Origin of the sequence: Pseudomonas sp. WOUb67 (assembly GCF_050058005.1) — a bacterium.
Lineage (GTDB): Bacteria > Pseudomonadota > Gammaproteobacteria > Pseudomonadales > Pseudomonadaceae > Aquipseudomonas > Aquipseudomonas putida_R.
Genome location: NZ_CP170112.1, coordinates 4,232,556 through 4,251,456 on the forward strand (window position 1 = coordinate 4,232,556; position 18,901 = coordinate 4,251,456).

Sequence of the window (18,901 nt, forward strand, 5' to 3'; positions counted from 1 at the left end):
CCGGATCCTGGGGCCGCCATGCAGCCCCGGATTCTCAGGTATAGCCCTGCTCAGTGAGCCAACGTCGGAGCATTTTCTGATGCTCGACCTGCTGCCCTGCAAGCACAGCACTGAGCGCCTGGCCAGCCTGTAGCCCGCGAACGATCGGCGCCAGCTCCACACCTTGCAAATGCCAAACCCCCAGCGGCTGGTCTGCCGTCACCACGACCTCGGCTTCATCCACCAGCCCGTCACGTAGCACGGGCTGCCGCGCCACACGCACCGCGCGCCAGTCGGCGCTCAGGTGCAGCGGCTGCGCATCCGGCCAACCCTGGCGCCGGGCCCAGAACGGTTGCAGCGCCCGGCGTTGCTCCTGGGCATAGAAATCCCGGCCGATGCGGGCAAAGCGCAGGAACAGCTGCTTGATCCGCTGCTGATGAAACTGGCGCGCCAACCCTGCGCGTTCGGGTTTGCGCAGCAAGGTGTTGATCACCACAGGCGCCTGCAGCGCGGAAGACAGTGACTGGAAAATGCCGTTCCCCGACAAGGGGTCAACCGCCATGGCGGCATCACCTACCCGCAGCCAATCCTCCCCGACGCAATCGCCCGCCAAAATTGCCGTGCTGCTGCGTGCATGCACTTGCGCTGGCTCCAGCGCTCGCGCACCGAACAGTTCGGCTACAAGAGAACTCTGGCCTCGGCGCTCAGCGCAGTAGGCGGCCAGCTCGGACTTGCCCGGCAACCCCGCGGCGTCCAGCGTGACTTGCCAGTAACAGCGGCCATCCTCCAGCCGCGCCATCCACGCCCAACCATCCTCCAGGCTCTCCACTGCCGAGGCAGGCGCTGCGGGGCTACCCTGCCAGGCATTGAGCAGGCTGACGGTTTCCGGCCCGCGCAGGCGGTCCGCAGCCAGCGGTGCTTGGCGGCCTCGGGCCTCGACGAGGAAATCAGCAATCAGTACCTGCCCATCGTCCAGACGAACATGATGACTGCCCTCGTGCACGACCTCACGCACACGCCCCTCGACCACACTCACGCCTGCACGCTGAAGGTCGTCGCGCAGCGCCCGGTCAAACCGTTGTCGATCCAGCAGAAATTCCTGGTTCATGTGCAGGTGCTGGCCATTCCAGTGCACCTGCCGGGTAGCCGGCATGGCCGCCTGGCTCAAGGCCCCGCCAAGGCCCGCATGCCGCAAGCCCTCCAGCACCCGCTGCGAAACCCCTTCAACTGCCGCGAAACGGCGCCACTGCGACACCACCGTCACGGTGTAGCCCAGCCGCCGTAGGCCAATGGCCGTGGCAGCACCCGCAGGGCCGGCACCCAGCACTACAATGCGCGCATCAGCCATGGCTGGCACCTCGCCGCTCAGGGCCGATGAACGTCGCGTGATCGCGCAACCAGTCATGGATCTGCTGGCGGTCCATACCCGGCTCGTCACGCAGCAACGCCGCAATTCTCCCGCTCAAGGCCGCACAGCCCAAGCTCGCGCCCGCTCTGCCGCCCGCACCTACATAACCGCCAAAGTCCGCCTGCCGGGTGCCAAGCCACGACCATTGGCCGGGCGCGCAACGCGCATCGCCGGTAATCCGGAGCACCCCGGGATAGCTGGCCGGGTACACCGGTCCACCCTGTGCCGGGCTGGATGCACATAGCAGCACACCGGCAGCCAGCGCTTCGCTACAGGCCTGGTGCAGCACAGGTCGGTCTTGCTGCAAGCCGAGGCTAAGGTTGACCAGCGTAGCCCCCGCCTCCACCAGCCACAGCAGCGCCGCAGCCACTTGCAAGGCACTGGTACTGGCCTGGGCACTGAATACCTGGGCGACCAGCACCGGCATCGGCCCGGCCTCACGTTGCAAGCTGGCAAGTACCGCACTGCCATGCCCTAGCTGGTCGGGCAGCATTTCTCCTTCACGCAGCTGGCCGTCCTCCAGCCAGAAACGCCGGGCGCCCAGCAAACCGCGGGCCTGCTGCGGCGCACAGCCACTGTCGATGATGCCAATGCGTACGTCAGTGCCCATGCTTGATCACCTCCTGCGGCAGCACCTGCAACTGGCCGTCATGCAACTGCAAGTGCAGGTCGGCATCGGCCAGGGTCGAAGCACGGTGGCTGATCAGGATGCGCGTGCGGCCGGCGAACAGTTGGTCGATGGCCGCGATCACTTCGCGCTCGGTGGCTTCGTCCACTGCCGAGGTGGCCTCGTCCAGCACCAGAATCGCCGGGGCTTGCAGCACCGCACGGGCGATGGCAATGCGTTGCTTCTGGCCGCCGGACAACTGCTGGCCCCGCTCACCCAGCAGGCCGTCCAAGCCCAGCGGCAGGCTTTCGACCAGGCTGTCCAGCCGTGCCAGGCGCACTACGCGCTCCAGCTCTGCACGGCTGGCTTCCGGCACGCCGTAGGCCAGGTTTTGCGCCAGCGTGCCACGGAACAACACGATGTCCTGGCTGACAACAGCTATACGACGGCGCAGCGCAGCCAGGTCCAGGTCGCGCAGGTCGGCGCCATCCAGCAGGATGCGCCCGGCGTCCGGGTCATAAAAACGTTGCAGCAGGTCGATCAGGGTCGACTTGCCCACCCCCGAAGCACCGCTGATGGCCACCTTCAGCCCGCCCGGCACGCACACCTGCACGTTGCTCAGCACCGCCCCTTGCCGCCCTTCGTGGGCAAAGCTCAGCGCCTCAAGACGCAGTTCGCCCGGCCCGTCGGGAATCGGCTGCGGGTTGTCAGCCGGGCGTACGGCCACGGCCTCCCGCTTCAGTTCCATCACCCGCCCCAGGCTCACCGCCATGCGCTGCACCGCCACATACAGGCCCAGCAGGCTCTGCACCGGGCCTACCGCCATGCCCATGTAAGTGGAGAATGCGATCAGTGCACCCAACTGCCACGTCCCCTGGATCACCCACCAGCCGCCGACCAGAAACGCGCAAGCGCGGCACCACGAAGTGAGCGTGCCGGGGATGGCCTGGGTGAAAAACTCGGTCACCTGCACCTTCAGCAACTGGCGCATGTAACCCTGGCCAAGCTGATCCAGCCGCCCTGCCTCACGACCCTGCTGGCCGGCGGCCTGAATGAACTTCATCGCCGGCAAGGTCTCGACCAGGAACGACGACACATCCGCCGAACGCTCGCGCAGGTTGCGCACTTCGCGCTCCACCTTGCGCCGCATCCAGCGCAGCCACAGCACCTCGATCGGCACCAGCAGCGCCAGCAGCAGCGACAGCTGCCACGACAGCATCAGCATCAACGCCACCGCGCCCACCAGGCCGATCACCGCTGACACCGCCGAAAACAGCGAATCCACGGCAAAGCGCTGGATCTCCGCCACATCGCCATCCAGCCGCGAAAGAATGTCGCCCATGCGCCGCCGCCCATAGAACGTCGGCGACAACTGCTGCAGGTGGCGGTAGAGGTCATCACGCAGGGCAAACAGGATGCGCCCCGACAGGCGCGTATGCAGGTAGCGGTTGACCCCGGCCAGCACCGTGCCCAGCAGGCCCGCGCCGATCATGATCGCCGCCATGTGCCAGAGGGTCTGGTAATCCTTGGCCAGCAGCCCTTCGTCGATCAGCGTCTTGACCAGCCAGGGTTGCGCCAGCGCCAGCAGCGAGGCGCCCAGCGACAAGCCGAGCAACAGCCCGATGGCGCGCCGATGGGGGCGGACGAAACCATACAGCCAGGCCAACGCCTGGCGCATGAGTACAGGGTCGCTGGAGTCGACCAGCCTTGCGAACAATGGGCCCATGGTTCAGCCGCGCAACTGTTTGAGCTTGCGGTACAACGTCGCCCGGCTGATCCCCAGTGCCTCGGCTGCGGCCGAAACGTTGCCCTGGTGGCGCGCCAGGGCGCCGCGAATCAATTCCAGCTCGTTGTCCTTGAGGCTGCCGGAGGGCGCCGTGCCACTGGCCAGTTCGTCCAGCAGGCAATCGGTGAGGTGGTCCAGGGTCAGCACCTGCTCGCCGTCCTCACGCATGGCCAGGGCCGTGCGCACGACCATTTCCAGCTGGCGGATGTTGCCCGGCCAGTCGAAGCCTTCAAGCAATGTGGTCAACGCCGGGTCGAGGGTTACCCCACGGGCATCGGACTTGTCCAGCAGGCCCTGGATAATGGCGGCCAGGTCATCGCGTTCACGCAGCGCCGGCAAGCGCAGCGACACGCCGTTGACCCGGTAGTACAGGTCTTCGCGAAAGTGCTGCTCTAGCACCAGGCGTTTGAGGTCGCGGTGGGTGGCGCAGATCAGCGCCACATCGATGTCCTGTTCGTCGCCCGCCCCCAACGGCGCCACCCGGCGCTCCTGCAATACCCGCAGCAGGCGCGCCTGCAGGGCCAGCGGCATGTCGCCGATTTCGTCAAGGAACAGCGTGCCACCATGGGCCTGCATCAGCCGCCCGACCATGCCGCCTCGGCGCGATCCCGTGAACGCACCCTCGCGGTAGCCGAACAGCTCGGATTCGATCAAGCCTTCGGGGATGGCTGCGCAGTTGACGGCCACAAACGGTTTCTCGGCGCGCGGGCTGGCCTGGTGCAAGGCCCGGGCGACCACTTCCTTGCCGGTACCGGTCTCGCCCAGCAGCAACACCGGCAGGCCATTGCCCAGCCCCTGGCGGGCCATGCGCAGGTTGCGCGCCAGCCGTGGGTCGCCACCGGCCAGGGCGTCGAGTGCCGGCGACTGCTTGCTCAGCGTCGGCTTGCTGGCCGGCACGCTGCCATTGACACGGCCATGGCGCGGCAGCTGCAAGGCACGGAAGTAGAACTCGCCCTTGGCCGTCTGCACACTGCTCACCCCGCCCTGCCACAGGCGTGCGATAAATGCAGGTGAACGCTCGCCGAGCAGGTCCGTGCTGCGCCGGCCGATCAGCTCATGGCGCGGCACCTGCAACAACTGGCAGGCACTGTCGTTGGCGGCCAGCACTTCGCCGTCCAGGCTCAGCGCCAGCAGGCCGTGCCAGGCACTGTTGAGGTATTGCGGGCGGCTGTGGAAGGCCAGCACCAGTTGGTCCGGGTGGCACAGGCCGAACATACGGCTTTCGATATTGCCGGCGGCCAGCATCAGCGTCGACAGGCTGTCCTGTGGCTGCGCCATCACCCCTTCGCGGGTGATGTCCAGCACACCGATCACCTCGCCACGCGGGTCGCGCAGGGGCACCGAGGTGCAGGAAAACGGGCTGAGGCGGTCGAGGTAATGTTCGCCGCAGTTGATCAGCGTCGGCCGGCCTTCCACCACGGCCGTGCCGATGGCATTGGTGCCGCGCAGCGACTCGCTCCAGCAACTGCCCGGGTGCAGGTCGCGCAGGCCCTCGCGGCTGAGCACGTGGGTCTGCCCTTCGATGGCCAGCACGTTGGCCTGGGCGTCGCCAAGGATGACGATGCCCGCCTTGCCCTGGCGTGCAACCAGGTAGTCCAGCTCCGGGGTAACGGCGTCGACCAGCAGGCGATTGCGCTCCAGCAGCATGCGCAGGTCGTGGCCCTGCTCCAGGCCCAGGCCGACCTGTTCGCCCTGCAGGCAATCCAGGCCATGGCCCAGGCTGCGCCGCCAGGACGCGTCAATCTCGTCGCGCAGCATGCCCAGCGGCAGTTCGCCTTCGCTGGCCAGCTTCAGGCGGGCCTGGCGGGATTCGTGCAACGGGTCGTGGGCGTTTGTTATTAGTTGTCGCGCCATTTTCTACTCCGGCTGTGCCCCGCAAGGTAGCGGGGTACGGGCTTGGGAATTTTCCGCAGTGTGCGGGAGAAAAGGCTGGGCGTCATCTGGTTGATGGGTTGGGGTATAGCTGGGGGTGTATGGCTTGGGTTTTCGGGTGGGGCGCAGATCGAGCGCCGCCCGCGCGGCGCATCGCGAGCTACGCTCGCTCCTACGTTTGTTTCGGGCCAATTAGGCCTGTGGGATTTGCGGGCGAACGCCTTGGCGCATGGCTCGATATCGCGTCGTCCAAACAAGGCGGTCGCGCGCGCCTGTCACAGGCGTTACTGGCCCGAAACAAACGTAGGAGCGAGCGTAGCTCGCGAAGCGCCGCGCGGGCGGCGCTCGATCTCACAGGCGCCAAACCTCTATCGGCAGACACCTGGAAGCCCATACGCAGGCCCCAAGTCGGCCCTCAAGCACCCTGAATCGGCGTCTTCCCCTGCCCGGCCAACTGTTGCCCCTCCACCCCATCCAGCAACGCCTCCACCACCGCCTTGGCCGAATCTAGCCCATGGTCATTGCTCAACAGCAGATCGCGGCAGGTCCCCTTAGCCAGCTCCAACGCCTTGAGGTTGGTCGCAAAGGCCCCCTTGAGCAGCGTGGACAGATGCACCAGCGCATCTTCGTAGTCCACCCCCGACCGCACGGCAAACAGCGGCGGATGGCTGCATTCGCAGGTCGAGAAACTGGAGGCCGCCGTGGTGGCGCGGGCGGGGGGATCAGGTAAGCCTTTTGTCATTGTGTCGCTCCTTGATTCACTGGAGCCGCCACAGATCGCTACCAAACGAATGGGTGACGGCTGTACGCAGGTTGGTAGACCGGGAATCAAGGAAACCGGCGCGCACGGAGGCGCCCTACGCACAGCCGCCATAAAACGAAACAGCCGGGCACAAAAAAGCGCCAACTGTATCGCAGAGCGGGCGCTTGTGCGCCTTGATTGATCGCGGGCTACCAAACCCGGCTGCTGGATTGACAGCAGCGGGCAAAGACTACCGGGGTCAGAGAGGGGATTCAAGCTGAGGGTATACGCAGTAACACTTCTGTTGGCTGCACCGGCCTCTTCGCGGGCTCGCCCGCTCCCACAGGGATAGCGTGATCTCAAAGGCGACGCAGTACCTGTGGGAGCGGGCGTGCCCGCGAAGAGGCCCTCAAGGTCGATCACGGCTGCTGATTCTGGCTCAGGTACTTGTCCACCGTTGCCTTGCCATCCGCTGGATCCCCGGCCACCTGCCACAACCGCCGTTCAATCCCCTGCGCCAGCAAGTGCCCTACCGCAGACTCGATCGCCGACAGCACACACAGCTGCGCCGGTTCGTTGGTGGTGTAGCCCACCTCGGCTTCCAGCAGCTTCTTGAACTCGATGAACTTGAACACCCCGGCGCTGCGGCCGACCGAGTAGATGGTCTTGCTGGTCATCACGTTGGCCAGCACCTGCCCGGTGCGCACATCCACGGCGCGCAGGTTCACGGTCACCTGATCCACCCGGTACTCGCGGGAGATATCGATACCCAGGTAGCGGGCGCCCTCGCCGCCGCTGCGCACGTTGGTGTCGTAGGCGATGATGCCGCCCTCCAGCATCAGGTTTGCAGCCTGCAGCGGTGGCAGTTCGCCCATGATGTTTTCCGCCACATCAGGCTTTTTTTGCGAAGCACGGATGATCTTGCGCTCGGTCAGCAGGTTCTGCAGGCCTTCACGCTCCAGGACCACGAACCAGCCGCTGGCGCTCAGGGCGTCCATCAGCATGCTGGCCGCGCCCTGGGTGACACTGGTGGAGAACGAGCTGGCCGGGGTGGGCTTGTACTGCCCGGTCTGGTCGCGAAAGCCATACACCACGGCCATCAGCCGGCCTTTGGGCCGTGGCATGTTGATCAGGTCGTAATAAGTCGAGGCCCGAGGGGTCAGGGTCGGGGTTTCCGAGTCCTGTTCGGCCGACATGGGTTCGCGCAGGCTGCAACCACTTTGCAGGCCCAGGGCGGTGAGGATCAGCAGCGTGCTCAGCAGACGTTTCATGGTGTTCTCTCCCCAACATAAAAGCCCTTCCCTCTCAGGGGTTCAGGCCGCTGACCTCAATGATCGAAATTTCTCCTGTGGCACGATCGGTAACCTTGATGCTCAAGGCCCCGGAATCGTCGATGACGTCGATCAGAAACGCATCGGTCGCCATGCTGCCGGTGCTGCCGTTACTGATGTTGTCCAGCAACTGCGACAACATCCGCGACTCCAGCTGGTTGCTGAAGCGTTCCAGGGCCGTGGTGCCGGTAAAGGCCGAGGCACGGTCCTTGAGGTCGGGGTCGTCGTAATCGTTCTGCGCCTGGGCGTTGTTCAGCAGCCAGGTGCCGTTCAACGGGTTGCCGCCAAAGGCCGGGTTGACCGGGGTGTACACCAGCTCGGTGGCCTGGGCAGCGCAAGCGCTGGCCAGCAGGCAGGCGGCAATGCAACGTGGAATGCGGTGGTTCATAGCTCGTCCCTCTCCAAGTCGGTGGTGTCCTGTAGCAGGCGTTGCAGCTTGCGTTGAATAATTTGCTGCTTGACCAGGTCGGCGGCTGCCACGGCCTCGTCTTTGAGTTCGGTGGTGTTCGGTGGCAGGAAGCGGCGGTACATCACTTCACGCTCGAACTCCACGGTGACCAGGCTGCCCCAGCGGGCATCCGGGCGTTCGCGTACCACCAGGTTGAAATCCAGGCGGCTGGTGGCGCGCAGGCGGTCGGCGAAGTAGTAGTAAAAGTCGTGGCCGATGTGCGAAATGGTGTTGTCGACGATGAAGCCCTGCATCTCGTCTTCGCTCCCGGCCTTGGCCGAAGTGGCCAACGCCAGCAGCAGGCCCAGGCACAGCGCAGCCAAGGTATTCATGGCGTGTCTCCCGGGCCGCTGTGGGTCTGCACGCCGCCGGCACTTTCGCTGAAGGCCTGTTCGGCGACGAACTGCCAGTCGCTGTAGTGTTCCAGCCCTTCGAAACCGCTCCATTCGGCGCTGAAGCCACTGTGCTTGAACGGGGTGGCGTCCGAGCGGCTGTACACGCCGGTGATGCGGCCGTCGATCGCACGCAGCAGGCCCCATTCGTCGCTGTTGGTAATGGGGTCGGGGTACAGCCGGCGAATGTGCCGCTGGGCCTGCGGGAAGCGGTTGTCCTGCAGCAGGTCGGCCAGTTCCTGCGGGTACTGGGCCAGGCCCGGCGAGGCACGGTAGTAGCTGCGCAGGGCCTGGGCGTACTGGCTGCCCACCCACAGCAGCTGGCGTTCGCGGTCGCGCTGGGCGGCACTGGCCCAGATCGTGCCAGTGGCGGCCAACGCCACGCTGCTGACCGCAATCAGCAGCAGCACGCCCAGGTAGGTGAAGCCGCCGTCGGCCTTACCACTCAGCGAAGAGGCTGCCATCACGCGCCCTCCCTGTGGCACCGCTCTTGATATCGGCCACACCGCCGGCCACGCCCTCGGGTGGTGGCACCAGCTGCCAGGCATCGCTGCGCTCGGTGATCGGGTCGACCGGAGTGTTGCGCAGGTAACGTTGCTCCACCAGTTGCTCCAGCGAATCCGGGTAGTGGCCGGTGTCGCCGTAGTAGTGGTCCAGCGACTCGCGCAGCACCGCCAGGCTTTGGCGCAGGGTGGCTTCGCGAGAGCTTTCCAGGCTGTTGAAGTAGCGCGGCATGGCGATGGTCATCAGCGTGGCGATGATCGCCATGACCACCAGCAGTTCGATCAGGGTGAAGCCTTTGCTGCGTTTCATGGCTGTCACCATTGCCCGTAAGGGATGCTGTTGAGGCCTTTGCCACGGGCCCTGGAGTACACGTCGAACACGTCTTCGCCTTCGCGCGGGTTGTCGGGGCTGCTGTCATAGGCGCGCAGGCCCCAGCCACCTTCGTCTTCATCCTTGGCCGCCACCAGCGGGTCATGCGGGATGCGCCGCAGGAAGTAGAACTTGGCGCCCTTGGCACTGCGCACATCGCGCACGCCGTCCACCAGCACCTGCAGGTTCGGCGGATAGCCGCTGGCATCCAGGCGCTTCTCGATGTAGCCCGCGTCGAAGGCCCGCTTGTAGGCGTCGATGGCATCACGAATCTGGTACAGCGCCTCGCGCAGTTGCTGCTCCTTGCCGCGGCGCACCACGGTTTCGGTCAGCGGCGCGGCCATGCTGGCCAGCAGCCCGAGCAATGCCAGGGTCAGCACCACTTCGATCAGGCTGAAGCCCTGCATGCGGCGCCGGGCTTTCATGGCCGCGGACTCCCGTTGACCGGGGCGACCGCCATCTGGCTGTTCACGACCGGGGCGTCGGTGGTCGGCGCGTTGCCGGGCACGTCCATTGGCGGCAGCGGTGCCATCTGGCGTACCTGCATGGCCGACTCGGTGCCGGTGGAGAACTCCATGTCCGACGGGCTCTGGTACGGCAGGTTGCGCACGATGCGCGGGGTGATCGCGAGCACCAGCTCGCTCTTGCTCATGTCGTCCTTGTTGCTGCCGAACAGCCGGCCCAGGCCCGGGATGTCACCCAACCCCGGGATCTTGTTGCCGCTGGCGTTGTGGTCATCGCGCACCAGGCCGGCCAGAACCTGGGTTTCGCCATCGTGCAGGCGCAGGGTGGTCTGGGCGTTGCGGGTGTCGACCTGGACCGGGATGGTGCCCTGGCGGGTGGCCTCCAGTGGGGTGGCGTTGCTCACTTCCAGGGCCACCTTGATCGCCACTTCGTTGTTCAGGTGCACGGTGGGTTGCACTTCAAGCTTGAGACCCACGTCCAGGTAGGTGACGCTTTCGGTGATCACCGGGCCTTGGGTGGACGGTACCGAAGTGGCGCTGATGATCGGCACCCGCTGGCCGATGTGAATGCGCGCCTGCTCACGGTTGCTGACGCGAATCACCGGGCTGGCCAAGGTGTTGATGTCTTTGTCCGAGGCATTGATCTTAGCCTGCGGGGCCGGCCCGATGCTGATGCGGCTGGAGTCGATGCCGCGTAGCTGGTCGAGCACGCTGACTGGTTTGCCGTCGGAAGTCAGTACGCCGAAGGTGTTGGGCCATTGCAGGCCAAGGTCGAGGATGCGCGAGGTGGCCACTTCCATCACCTCCACTTCCAGCACCACTTCGGGGTTGGACTGGTCCTGCGACTGCAGCAGCTTTTCGGCCATGCGCACGGCATCGGGGGTGTCGCGCATGGTCAGGGTGTTGAGGCGCTCGTCGACGAACACGTCGCGGGTCTTGAGCATGGTCTTGACCATGTTCAGCGCGGTGTTGGCGTCGATGCTGGTCAGGTAGAAAGTGCGCATGACCAGTTCCTGGTAGTCCTTGGTCTTTTGCGGCGAGTCGGGGTAGACCATCAGGGTGTTGTCGTTGACGATCTTCTGGCGCAGCTGGTTCTGCTCCAGCAGCAGCGCCACGGCGTCCTCTATGCGCACTTCACGCACGAAGATGGTGGCCTTCATGTCTGGGCGCATGTCCTTGTCGAAGATGAAGTTGATGCCGGCGACCTGGGACAGCACCTCGAAAATGGTCTTCAGGTTGGCATCGCGAAACTCCAGGGTGACCGGCCGGTCCAGCTTGCTGCGCAGCTGCGGGAAGGGTTGCGCGGTGCGCGCCTGGACGTTCTCGATGTCGCTGCGCAGGGCCATGCCCTTCTGGTTTTGCGGGTCCAGGCGCAGCACTTCGCGGGTGTAGCGCTCGGCGCCGAACAGGTCGCCCTGGCGTAATGCTGCCTGGCCCAGGGCGACGCGCTCGTCGAGGGTGCGGATCAGCTCCAGCTGGCGGATTCCTTCCTGGGCGCGGCGGTTGTTCGGTTCCAGGGTCAGCACTCGGCCATACCCCATGCGGGCGCTGGCAAAGTCATGGCGGATGCGGTCGGCGTCAGCCTGTGTGATCAGCGCCTCAACCGCAGCCTGCCGACTGTGGGCCAGGGAAATGTTCAGCTCGGTATCACGCGGGTCCTCGCGCAGGGCTTCTTCCAGCCGGGCGATGCCGGCTTCGTACTGGCCCTCCTTCATCAACTGGTCGCTGTCCTTGCGTACCGCGCTGGAGCCGCAGCCGGCAATGGCCACGCACAACGCCAACAGCAGGAACGGAGCAGGCTTGCACAGCTTTGACGACTTCATGGTGCGCTCCCGACAGACAAGGTCTGCGACTGGTGCAAAGGCAGGTAGACCAGGCTCAGTTCGCTGGCCGATACCCGATCGAGGCGATACGTGTCTTCGATGACGTCGCCCTGGCGCACGACGTAGAGTTTCTCGCCGCTCTGCAGGAAGATCTGCAGGTCGTCGTTGTTGCCCATGCGGCCGATGAACTGGAACGGAAGCTCCGGTGCGGTCGGCGCTGCGGCCACGACGGGCGCAACTGCCACGGGTTGTTCGGTGACGGTGGCCAGGGCTTGGGGTTTGGTCCATTGCTGGGTTGGGAACAAGTCTCTGGAGGCCTGTTCCGGCCCTTTCGCGGCTGAAGCCGCTCCCACAGGTTCGGCGGCGCCCACAGCCCCTGTGGGAGCGGGTTTACCTGCGAAGGCCGCAACACCGTCTTCCTGACCGAACCAATGGCCCGGTGCCCACGCCAACGCCGCGCTCAAACCGAGGAAGCCGGCCCAGATGACTGCACGCTGTGTGTTCATCACGACCTCGACAGGTAAAGGGTCATGCGCAGGCGGGCATTCAGCTCGCTGTCGCCGATGCGTTTGCGTTGCAGTTCGAGGTCTTCCAGCACCACGGTCGGCAGCTGCTTCAGCAGGCCTTTGATAAAGGCGCGAATCTGCGGGTAGCTGCCGCGCACCGGCAGTACGATCTGGTAGCGCGCCAGCTGGGTCTTGGGATCGATGCCCAAGGCGTACTCACCGCGCGCCAGGCTGATGTGCTCGGCGCTGGCCAGGTGGTACAGGCGCTCGATCAGCTCGCTGGCCTGGGGCTGCCCCGGCAGTTGCTGGCGAAGGCTGTCGAGGGCCTGCTGCTCGGGCTTGACGGCGATTTTCACCTCGCCACGCTTGACCCGCCCGACCTGCACACTGGCGTCCGCTTCGGTGGCGCGCAGCTCGCGTACGCTCTGCCACTGCGGCAGTACCCCGGCGCACACCACGCCCAGCGCCAGCACGCCCACGGCGATGGCGGCCAGGCCTACCGGGCCGACGCGGCGCAGGCGCTCCTGGAGAATCAGGCTGTTCAGCGATTCAAGGGCGCGCATGGCCAGTCTCCCAGGTGGCGGTGAGGGTGAAGCGCACCGGGTGCTCGGGCTGCGCGGCCAACACTTCGTGGTTGAGCAGCGATACATCGCTGAGCTCATCGCTGGCTTCCAGACGCTGGTGGTACTGCAGCATCGCTTCCAGGTTGCGTGCTTCAGCGGCGATACGAACCTGGCCCTTGCGCGCGTCCGGGGTCAGGCCGAGCAGCGCGACATCGTCCTGCGGCAAAGCTTCGAGCATGGCGAACAGCTGCTGCCAGGGGCGTTGCAGTTGTTGCGACACACTGCGCATCTGGGCCAGCCGCTCGGCCTGCTCACGGCTCGCAGCAGTGCTTTGCGGGGCCACGGTGGCCGGGCGGCGGCCCAGTTGCAGCTCCAGGCTGTGCACGCTGGCCTCAAGGTCTACCTGCTCGGTCTGCAAATTCTGTTGCAGCAGTACCAGGCCGGCGACCATGGCGCTGCCCAGGGCCAGCAGCGACCAGGCCAGCGGGCCGCTGCGCCGGGGTTGGAACTCCAGTTCGAGGCGGCGCATGTCAGGCCACCGCCCGCCACATGGCGCACAGGGGGTCGGCTTCGCTGGCCGGCTGGCACAGCTGCACCGCCGCCAGTTGCGGCACGTCGCCCCGGCCCGGGGCATGCAGGTACACCCGTGGCAGGTGCTCGCCATACAGCTCGCAGGTGCGCTCGATCAACGCTTGCAGGGCCTGGTCGCTGTCAGCACAGCCTTGCGCCAGCACTTGCTGCCAGGCGCCGCCGGCGGCCAGCAGCAGCACGCTGCGGCGCGGCTCGGCCAGCACAAACAGGAAGTCGCCCTGCTCCAGCTGTGGCGAGCAGCGGTTGTAGGCCGCCATCAGGTACGGCTGCACCGAGCGCAGGCTCAGGCGGCTTTCCCGGCCAAGGCCCTGCAACCGTTGCAGCAGGGCTTCGGGCAGCGCCGTGGCGATGCGGGCGGCACCGGCAGGCTCGGGCGACAGCACGATGCGCCAGTCGTCCAGCGGCTGCCCGTAGAGGTTTTCGAAGCAGGCCCGGGCATAGGCGTCCAGCTCGCGCGGGTGGCCGATGGCATCACTCCAGGGCACCAGGCAGAAGCGGCTGTAGCGGGCCGACAGCAGCACCCGCAACTGGGCGCCCCTTACGGCATGCTCGGCCAACAGCGCGGCCAGCGCATCGACGGCGGCTTCCCAGGCGGGCTGGGCGGCGTCGCAACTGAACTCGCGACTGCCCAGCCATTGGTGTTGGTGTTTGTGCCAGCAACCCAAGCCGACACCCTCGGCGCCTAAAACAGCGCAGAAACGATCAGATGAATGTGACACGGTTGATCTCCTCAAGGGTGGTGCGGCCATCACGGACCAGGTCCAGGGCCGAAGCCCGCAGCAGGCGCAGGCCGCGCTGGCAGGCGAGTGTCTTGATTTGCGACAGGGGGCGGCGCTCGACGATCATCTGCCGCAGGTCGTCGTCCAGGTGCAGCAACTCGGCGATCGCGCTGCGGCCGCGAAAGCCACTGCCCCGGCACTGGCCGCAGCCCTGCACGCGGACAAACTTCCAGCCGGCCACGCCCTCGCGGGTCAGGCCCGAGCCATACAGGGTGTCGTCGTCCACTTCGCAGGGGCTGGAGCAATGCGTGCAGGCCAGGCGAATCAGGCGCTGGGCCAGCACTGCGTTCAGTGCAGAAACGAAGCTGTAGGGGTCGACTTGCATCTGGCTGAAGCGGCCGATCACGTCGAACACGTTGTTGGCGTGGATGGTGGTGAACACCAGGTGGCCGGTAAGCGCCGACTGCACGGCAATTTGCGCGGTGTCCGGGTCGCGGATTTCACCCACCAGGATCTTGTCCGGGTCGTGGCGCAGGATCGAGCGCAGGCCACGGGCGAAAGTCAGGCCCTTCTTCTCGTTGACCGGGATCTGCAACACGCCGGGCAGCTGGTACTCGACCGGGTCTTCGATGGTGATGATCTTGTCCACGCCATGGTTGATCTCGCTGATCATGGCGTACAGGGTGGTGGTCTTGCCGCTGCCGGTGGGGCCGGTGACCAGGATCATGCCGTAGGGTTCGGCAGCCAGCCGGCGCAGGGCGCGCAGGGTTTCGTCGGCAAAGCCCAGGGCCTGCAGTTGCACGCCGCTGACCCGGTCGGACAAGTCCTGCTTGTCGAGCACCCGCAGCACCGCGTCTTCGCCAAAGATGCTGGGCATGATCGATACCCGGAAGTCGATTTGCCGGTCGCCCACGGCAACCTTGAAGCGGCCGTCCTGGGGCACGCGCTTTTCGCCGATGTCCAGCTCGGCCATGACCTTGATGCGCGAGATCACCTGGTCGGCAAAGGCACTGCCACTGGCCTTGCCGGCGCCGTTGAGCACACCGTCGATGCGGTACTTGATGGTCAGGCCCTGGCCGGTCATGCCCAGGTGGATGTCGCTGGCGTGCAGCTTGAGGGCGTCGTACAGGGTGGAGTTGACCAGTTTGACCACGCGGCTCTGGTCTTCGCTGATGCTGGCCAGCGACAGGCGTTGCAGCGGGTCGCCTTCGCTGCTGGCCTCGGCGTCATGGTCAAGGGCATCGACGGCGTGGAAGCTTTCTTCGTGGCGGGCCAGGAAGGTGGCCAGTTCGGCGGCGTGGGCCAGGTACAGCGGTGCGCCTTGCAGCACATCGTCGATCCAGGCCAGGCGGGCGGGGTCGAAGGGGTCGGCGAACACGCCCAACAGCTGGCCGCCCTGCTCGATCAGCACGAATTCGCGCTTCAGGCACGCGGCAAGGCTGACCTTGTCGAAGCGTGGGCTGCTGGCCAGCAGGGTGTGGCTGTCCAGCACCGGGTAATGCAGGGTCAGGCCCAGGCGACGGGTGAAGGTATCGGGGCTGTCGCAAGCAAGGCGTTCCAGGCAGTTGAGCAAGCGCTCGTCGCTGGCTTGCAGGCGGGCCTGGGCCAAAAGATCGCGGGGGTAAGCCTGGTCTTGTTTTACCTGTGCCGGCCCTTTCGCGGGTAAACCCGCTCCCACAAGGCTTCCGTTATCTTCAGGTTTGCAGAGAACCTGTGGGAGCGGGTTTACCCGCGAAGAGGCCGGTGCAGGCTGTTGCAAATCCCGGGTTGCATCGAATGCTTCTGGCATGGCCTGCGACTCCGCTCAGGGGGCGCGTCGCAGGCTGGCTCAGCCAGGGGTGCGGGCGCCGCTATTCCCCTGTGAGCAGTTGATCGTCGTCGGGCCCTGGTGGCTTGGCGCCGTTACGGCGGCGGTCAGCCAACACCCAGCTTCCATCGTACAACTGCAGGGGGAACGATTGGTTCCTGTTCTGGCGTCGTTCGACGAACCCTTCAGCCGGGTTGTCCGTGGCCCTGCGCCGGCGCTCGATGCCCATCAGGTCGAAGATTGCACGGGCCAGTTCCACCAGTGGGAACGGCTTGAACAGGACATGGCTCACACCCAGCTCCGCGGCCCGCTCACGCACCTCGACGGTGGGGTGGGCGGTGATCAGCATGAAGTGGCACTGCCTGTTCTTGCGTACAGCCTCCAGAACCTGAAAACCTTCCATGTCGGGCAAGCGGTAATCCAGCACGATCACTTGTGGCGCCAGGCGTTCAGCCTGCTCGATACCACTAGCACCGTCGTGGGCAACATGAACTTCCAGGCCTTGCGCCTGCAGGTACGCTTGCAGGTTCTGCGCAAGGGTCTGTTCGTCATCGACTACCAATACTCTGTTCACCAAGGTCGACTCCCAAGAACTGCCCGGTTACCCGGTCTGCGAAGTGCGCCCTTGTACAAGCTTGAGCAGGCTTCGTGCCAGGCGTGAATAGTCATGTTGCACCGCTGTAAGTCATTGATTTGCAAAAGGTACAAGCCAGCACCCGAAACACGGCGGGCAGGCACACCCGCCCGCTTCCCCACAACCGGGGAAACTGATGGCACATTGCCAAACCCTAATTCCCCAGCATTGGGGGAAACGCTATCAGGGGCTTCAGTCAGCGATCTCCACTTTAGCGGAATCGCGCAAACGTTGGCGTGCCGATTGGCGCGCTTGCGCCTCGCGCTGACCGATGAGCGCGGCCCTGGCCAAGACCAGGCCCTGTTCGTGTATGACCGAAGGGTTATCACTTTGGTTCTGCGCTCCTTGCAGTGTTTCTCGGTTGGCCTCATAGAATGCTTGCACTTCGGCCGGGGTCGGCGCGTCGACTGCGCTGAGCTGGGCATACACCTGCTGGGCCGCCATGTCTTGCCGGGTGTACTCAGTGTACTGTGCCCTATCAAAGCCCGCCTCTGCCAGACGCCGTTCGAAAATTGCCGGGCTGCCGAACGCAGCTTCTACCTCGCCGACATGGGCGGACACCTGCGCGTCGCTGATGGCGATGCCTTGGCGCCGCGCCTCCTGCCACAGCAGCTCCTTGTCGATCAGTTCATTCAGCGCCTGATCGCGCAGGCGCTTGTACAGGCCCGGGTTGCGGATGCTGGTCAGCGCGCGGCCCTGGGCGGCCAGGTACTCGCTGAAATAGCGCTCCAGGCGCGTCAACCCGATCTCCACGCCATTGACCCGTGCAGCAGGTACATCGGCCCAGCTGGCCTTGGCCATTACCAGCAACAGGCACAGCAACACGATACGCATGGCAACCTCCGCTCAAAGGCTGTCCGGCACTGGCCGGTAAGGGGTAACTGCGGTAAAGCGCGGCCCGGGCAAGCCCACCGCCACCACATGGGCACCGGCCATGCCCTGGCGGCGACCGGGGCCGAAGCCCAGCGCCGGGGTCAGGCCGGTAGACACATCGTGCAAGCCTTCCAGTGCGCCAATCAGCTGTTCACGGCTGGCGTCACGGCCAATCTGTTTCAGCGCTTCGCTCAGCAGGCGCAGGGCGCACAAGGTATTGACCTGCAACGACGCCTGGCGTGGGTCCAGGCCCTGGCGTTGCTGCAGCCCGGCGAGGTTGGCCAGGCCCTGCTCGGTCCAGTCTTCGGGCACATAGGGGTAGGCCAGGAACACCCGTTGCGACCATTGCTCGGGCAAGCGCGCCACGGCGCCGGCCACCTGGCTGGACGCGGCGAACAGGTATGGCTGGCGCCCCGCTGCCTGCAACACCGTCGCCAGCTCGGCAAATGCTTGGGCGCGGCCAAGGAAGACGATGCCCTGCCCGTCCACGGCCTGGCCGTCGAAGGCCTCGATGGCGGGGGTTACCCAGCCTTGCTGCAACAGGCGCTCACGTACCTGCTCGGCCGCCGCTGCCTGCTCGTTGCCGGCGTACACCACGCGCAAGTCGCCCGGTGCCAGGCCCAAACCAGCACGGGCGTGGCCCGCCAGGCTCAGCAATTGCGCAGGTAGGCCGGGCAGCGGGTCGAAGATCTGTGCGCTGCCGCCACTGCGGGGCGTGCTGCCGATCAGGGGCACATTCTGTGGCGCCAGCAAGGTAGTCAGGCGCGGGCCGAGCATCGGGGCCAACGGCGCAATCAGCGCGAACACGCGCTCCTGCTCCAGCAACTGCTGCAAAGCTTGCTCGGCACTGGCCGGGTCGAACCCGGGGTCCAGCACCACCAGCTCCAGGCGCCGCCCGTGAATGCCGCCTTGCTGGTTGAGTTGCGCCAGCCCGTCTTCCAGCACCGCACGTACCACCTGCCCGGCTTCGGCCAGCGGGCCGGACGCCGGCAGCAGGGTGCCCAGGCGCAGTATGCCCTCCTCTATGCCGGGGTCGCGTTCCTCGGCCAGGCGTTTCAGGTAGGCGGTAAGGTTGCGCTGGTCGGCCATGGTCAGTTCGAAGCGTGGCATTGCCGGGTCCAGGCGATTGCCCGCCGGGTCTACGCCATGCTGTATGGCCCGGGCCAGGCTGCGATCGGTATACGCCGGGTAACTGCGGCCGTTGGCTTCGCGTGTGCCCTGGCCTTGTGCCAGGCGTTGCCAGTCCAGGTTGGGTGGGCGCACGCCGCCTTCGGCGCGGCCACGGCCGTCGTTGCCGTGGCAGCTGGCGCAGGGCAGCACGCTGGCGGGCACACTGATGTCGCTGGCGCCGACCCGGGCCTGCAACTGTGCATCGCTGCTGGAGATGCCCTCGCGGTAGAGGCGCTTGCCGGCTTGTTCGTGTTCGGTCAGGTCCAGGGCAAAGGCCGAAGTGCCAAGTATCATGCCAAAAAACAGGCCCAAT

General features: G+C 65.8%; 20 protein-coding genes. All 20 read right to left on the bottom strand.

The window, feature by feature from the left end; translation table 11 throughout:
- Positions 1-34: 34 nt before the first annotated feature.
- On the bottom strand, positions 35-1,327 hold the full coding sequence (qhpG, locus tag ABOC32_RS18845) for a flavin-dependent monooxygenase QhpG (protein WP_426808368.1): 1,293 nt from the start codon (positions 1,325-1,327) through the stop codon (positions 35-37).
- On the bottom strand, positions 1,320-1,997 hold the full coding sequence (qhpE, locus tag ABOC32_RS18850; protein WP_426808369.1) for a subtilisin-like serine protease QhpE: 678 nt from the start codon (positions 1,995-1,997) through the stop codon (positions 1,320-1,322). The genes qhpG and qhpE overlap by 8 nt, the downstream gene beginning before the upstream one ends.
- On the bottom strand, positions 1,987-3,720 hold the full coding sequence (locus tag ABOC32_RS18855) for an ABC transporter ATP-binding protein (RefSeq protein ID WP_426808370.1): 1,734 nt from the start codon (positions 3,718-3,720) through the stop codon (positions 1,987-1,989). The genes qhpE and ABOC32_RS18855 overlap by 11 nt, the downstream gene beginning before the upstream one ends.
- A gap of 3 nt (positions 3,721-3,723) precedes the next feature.
- Positions 3,724-5,634: a sigma-54-dependent Fis family transcriptional regulator gene (locus ABOC32_RS18860; RefSeq protein ID WP_426808371.1), complete on the bottom strand. Its 1,911-nt coding sequence runs from the start codon at positions 5,632-5,634 to the stop codon at positions 3,724-3,726.
- 433 nt (positions 5,635-6,067) lie between these two features.
- Positions 6,068-6,310 carry a hypothetical protein gene (locus ABOC32_RS18865; RefSeq protein WP_426811628.1) on the bottom strand — a complete coding sequence of 81 codons (243 nt, stop codon included), beginning with the start codon at positions 6,308-6,310 and terminating at the stop codon, positions 6,068-6,070.
- 503 nt (positions 6,311-6,813) lie between these two features.
- Positions 6,814-7,665: a CsgG/HfaB family protein gene (locus ABOC32_RS18870; protein ID WP_043197480.1), complete on the bottom strand. Its 852-nt coding sequence runs from the start codon at positions 7,663-7,665 to the stop codon at positions 6,814-6,816.
- Between the two features lie 34 nt (positions 7,666-7,699).
- Entirely contained in the window at positions 7,700-8,113 is a 414-nt protein-coding gene (locus ABOC32_RS18875; RefSeq protein WP_016487339.1) for a curli assembly protein CsgF, read from the bottom strand.
- Entirely contained in the window at positions 8,110-8,505 is a 396-nt protein-coding gene (csgE, locus tag ABOC32_RS18880; protein WP_043197482.1) for a curli production assembly/transport protein CsgE, read from the bottom strand. The genes ABOC32_RS18875 and csgE overlap by 4 nt, the downstream gene beginning before the upstream one ends.
- Positions 8,502-9,029: a type II secretion system protein gene (locus tag ABOC32_RS18885; protein WP_426808372.1), complete on the bottom strand. Its 528-nt coding sequence runs from the start codon at positions 9,027-9,029 to the stop codon at positions 8,502-8,504. The genes csgE and ABOC32_RS18885 overlap by 4 nt, the downstream gene beginning before the upstream one ends.
- Complete coding sequence (locus ABOC32_RS18890) at positions 9,004-9,378, bottom strand: type II secretion system protein (RefSeq protein WP_012272103.1); 375 nt, start codon at positions 9,376-9,378, stop codon at positions 9,004-9,006. The genes ABOC32_RS18885 and ABOC32_RS18890 overlap by 26 nt, the downstream gene beginning before the upstream one ends.
- 5 nt (positions 9,379-9,383) lie before the next feature.
- Positions 9,384-9,863, bottom strand: coding sequence for a type II secretion system protein (locus ABOC32_RS18895; RefSeq protein ID WP_016499461.1), 480 nt, complete (start codon positions 9,861-9,863; stop codon positions 9,384-9,386).
- A complete protein-coding gene (locus tag ABOC32_RS18900) occupies positions 9,860-11,725 on the bottom strand; it encodes a secretin N-terminal domain-containing protein (protein WP_426808373.1) in 1,866 nt (621 codons plus the stop codon). The genes ABOC32_RS18895 and ABOC32_RS18900 overlap by 4 nt, the downstream gene beginning before the upstream one ends.
- Positions 11,722-12,231, bottom strand: a complete 510-nt coding sequence (locus tag ABOC32_RS18905; RefSeq protein WP_426808374.1) for a hypothetical protein — start codon at positions 12,229-12,231, stop codon at positions 11,722-11,724. Before ABOC32_RS18905 ends, ABOC32_RS18900 begins: the two co-directional genes overlap by 4 nt.
- The gene (pilO, locus tag ABOC32_RS18910; protein WP_426808375.1) at positions 12,231-12,794 is read right to left on the bottom strand and encodes a type 4a pilus biogenesis protein PilO; all 564 of its coding nucleotides are present in this window, start codon (positions 12,792-12,794) and stop codon (positions 12,231-12,233) included. The genes ABOC32_RS18905 and pilO overlap by 1 nt, the downstream gene beginning before the upstream one ends.
- Positions 12,781-13,323, bottom strand: coding sequence for a pilus assembly protein (locus ABOC32_RS18915; RefSeq protein ID WP_086977074.1), 543 nt, complete (start codon positions 13,321-13,323; stop codon positions 12,781-12,783). The genes pilO and ABOC32_RS18915 overlap by 14 nt, the downstream gene beginning before the upstream one ends.
- Before the next feature lies 1 nt (position 13,324).
- The gene (locus ABOC32_RS18920; protein WP_426808376.1) at positions 13,325-14,104 is read right to left on the bottom strand and encodes a hypothetical protein; all 780 of its coding nucleotides are present in this window, start codon (positions 14,102-14,104) and stop codon (positions 13,325-13,327) included.
- Positions 14,088-15,893, bottom strand: coding sequence for a GspE/PulE family protein (locus ABOC32_RS18925; RefSeq protein ID WP_426808377.1), 1,806 nt, complete (start codon positions 15,891-15,893; stop codon positions 14,088-14,090). Before ABOC32_RS18925 ends, ABOC32_RS18920 begins: the two co-directional genes overlap by 17 nt.
- Positions 15,894-15,954: 61 nt before the next feature.
- Positions 15,955-16,488 (bottom strand): response regulator, encoded by a 534-nt coding sequence (locus tag ABOC32_RS18930; protein WP_300021003.1) that lies wholly within the window; start codon positions 16,486-16,488, stop codon positions 15,955-15,957.
- A 249-nt stretch (positions 16,489-16,737) separates the two neighbouring features.
- Positions 16,738-17,379, bottom strand: a complete 642-nt coding sequence (locus ABOC32_RS18935; protein ID WP_426808378.1) for a SurA N-terminal domain-containing protein — start codon at positions 17,377-17,379, stop codon at positions 16,738-16,740.
- 12 nt (positions 17,380-17,391) lie between these two features.
- Positions 17,392-18,882 (bottom strand): ABC transporter substrate-binding protein, encoded by a 1,491-nt coding sequence (locus ABOC32_RS18940; RefSeq protein WP_426808379.1) that lies wholly within the window; start codon positions 18,880-18,882, stop codon positions 17,392-17,394.
- Positions 18,883-18,901: the final 19 nt, after the last annotated feature.

What these genes read in the sequence shown, in the direction of transcription:
- pilO (WP_426808375.1), bottom strand. Translation starts at nt 12,794, where the DNA reads ATGCGCGCCCTTGAATCGCTGAACAGCCTGATTCTCCAGGAGCGCCTG.
- ABOC32_RS18925 (WP_426808377.1), bottom strand. Translation starts at nt 15,893, where the DNA reads ATGCCAGAAGCATTCGATGCAACCCGGGATTTGCAACAGCCTGCACCG.
- csgE (WP_043197482.1), bottom strand. Translation starts at nt 8,505, where the DNA reads ATGAATACCTTGGCTGCGCTGTGCCTGGGCCTGCTGCTGGCGTTGGCC.
- ABOC32_RS18890 (WP_012272103.1), bottom strand. Translation starts at nt 9,378, where the DNA reads ATGAAACGCAGCAAAGGCTTCACCCTGATCGAACTGCTGGTGGTCATG.
- ABOC32_RS18905 (WP_426808374.1), bottom strand. Translation starts at nt 12,231, where the DNA reads ATGAACACACAGCGTGCAGTCATCTGGGCCGGCTTCCTCGGTTTGAGC.
- ABOC32_RS18940 (WP_426808379.1), bottom strand. Translation starts at nt 18,882, where the DNA reads ATGATACTTGGCACTTCGGCCTTTGCCCTGGACCTGACCGAACACGAA.
- qhpE (WP_426808369.1), bottom strand. Translation starts at nt 1,997, where the DNA reads ATGGGCACTGACGTACGCATTGGCATCATCGACAGTGGCTGTGCGCCG.
- ABOC32_RS18870 (WP_043197480.1), bottom strand. Translation starts at nt 7,665, where the DNA reads ATGAAACGTCTGCTGAGCACGCTGCTGATCCTCACCGCCCTGGGCCTG.
- ABOC32_RS18915 (WP_086977074.1), bottom strand. Translation starts at nt 13,323, where the DNA reads ATGCGCCGCCTCGAACTGGAGTTCCAACCCCGGCGCAGCGGCCCGCTG.
- ABOC32_RS18875 (WP_016487339.1), bottom strand. Translation starts at nt 8,113, where the DNA reads ATGAACCACCGCATTCCACGTTGCATTGCCGCCTGCCTGCTGGCCAGC.
- ABOC32_RS18900 (WP_426808373.1), bottom strand. Translation starts at nt 11,725, where the DNA reads ATGAAGTCGTCAAAGCTGTGCAAGCCTGCTCCGTTCCTGCTGTTGGCG.
- ABOC32_RS18885 (WP_426808372.1), bottom strand. Translation starts at nt 9,029, where the DNA reads ATGGCAGCCTCTTCGCTGAGTGGTAAGGCCGACGGCGGCTTCACCTAC.
- ABOC32_RS18855 (WP_426808370.1), bottom strand. Translation starts at nt 3,720, where the DNA reads ATGGGCCCATTGTTCGCAAGGCTGGTCGACTCCAGCGACCCTGTACTC.
- ABOC32_RS18935 (WP_426808378.1), bottom strand. Translation starts at nt 17,379, where the DNA reads ATGCGTATCGTGTTGCTGTGCCTGTTGCTGGTAATGGCCAAGGCCAGC.
- ABOC32_RS18860 (WP_426808371.1), bottom strand. Translation starts at nt 5,634, where the DNA reads ATGGCGCGACAACTAATAACAAACGCCCACGACCCGTTGCACGAATCC.
- ABOC32_RS18895 (WP_016499461.1), bottom strand. Translation starts at nt 9,863, where the DNA reads ATGAAAGCCCGGCGCCGCATGCAGGGCTTCAGCCTGATCGAAGTGGTG.
- qhpG (WP_426808368.1), bottom strand. Translation starts at nt 1,327, where the DNA reads ATGGCTGATGCGCGCATTGTAGTGCTGGGTGCCGGCCCTGCGGGTGCT.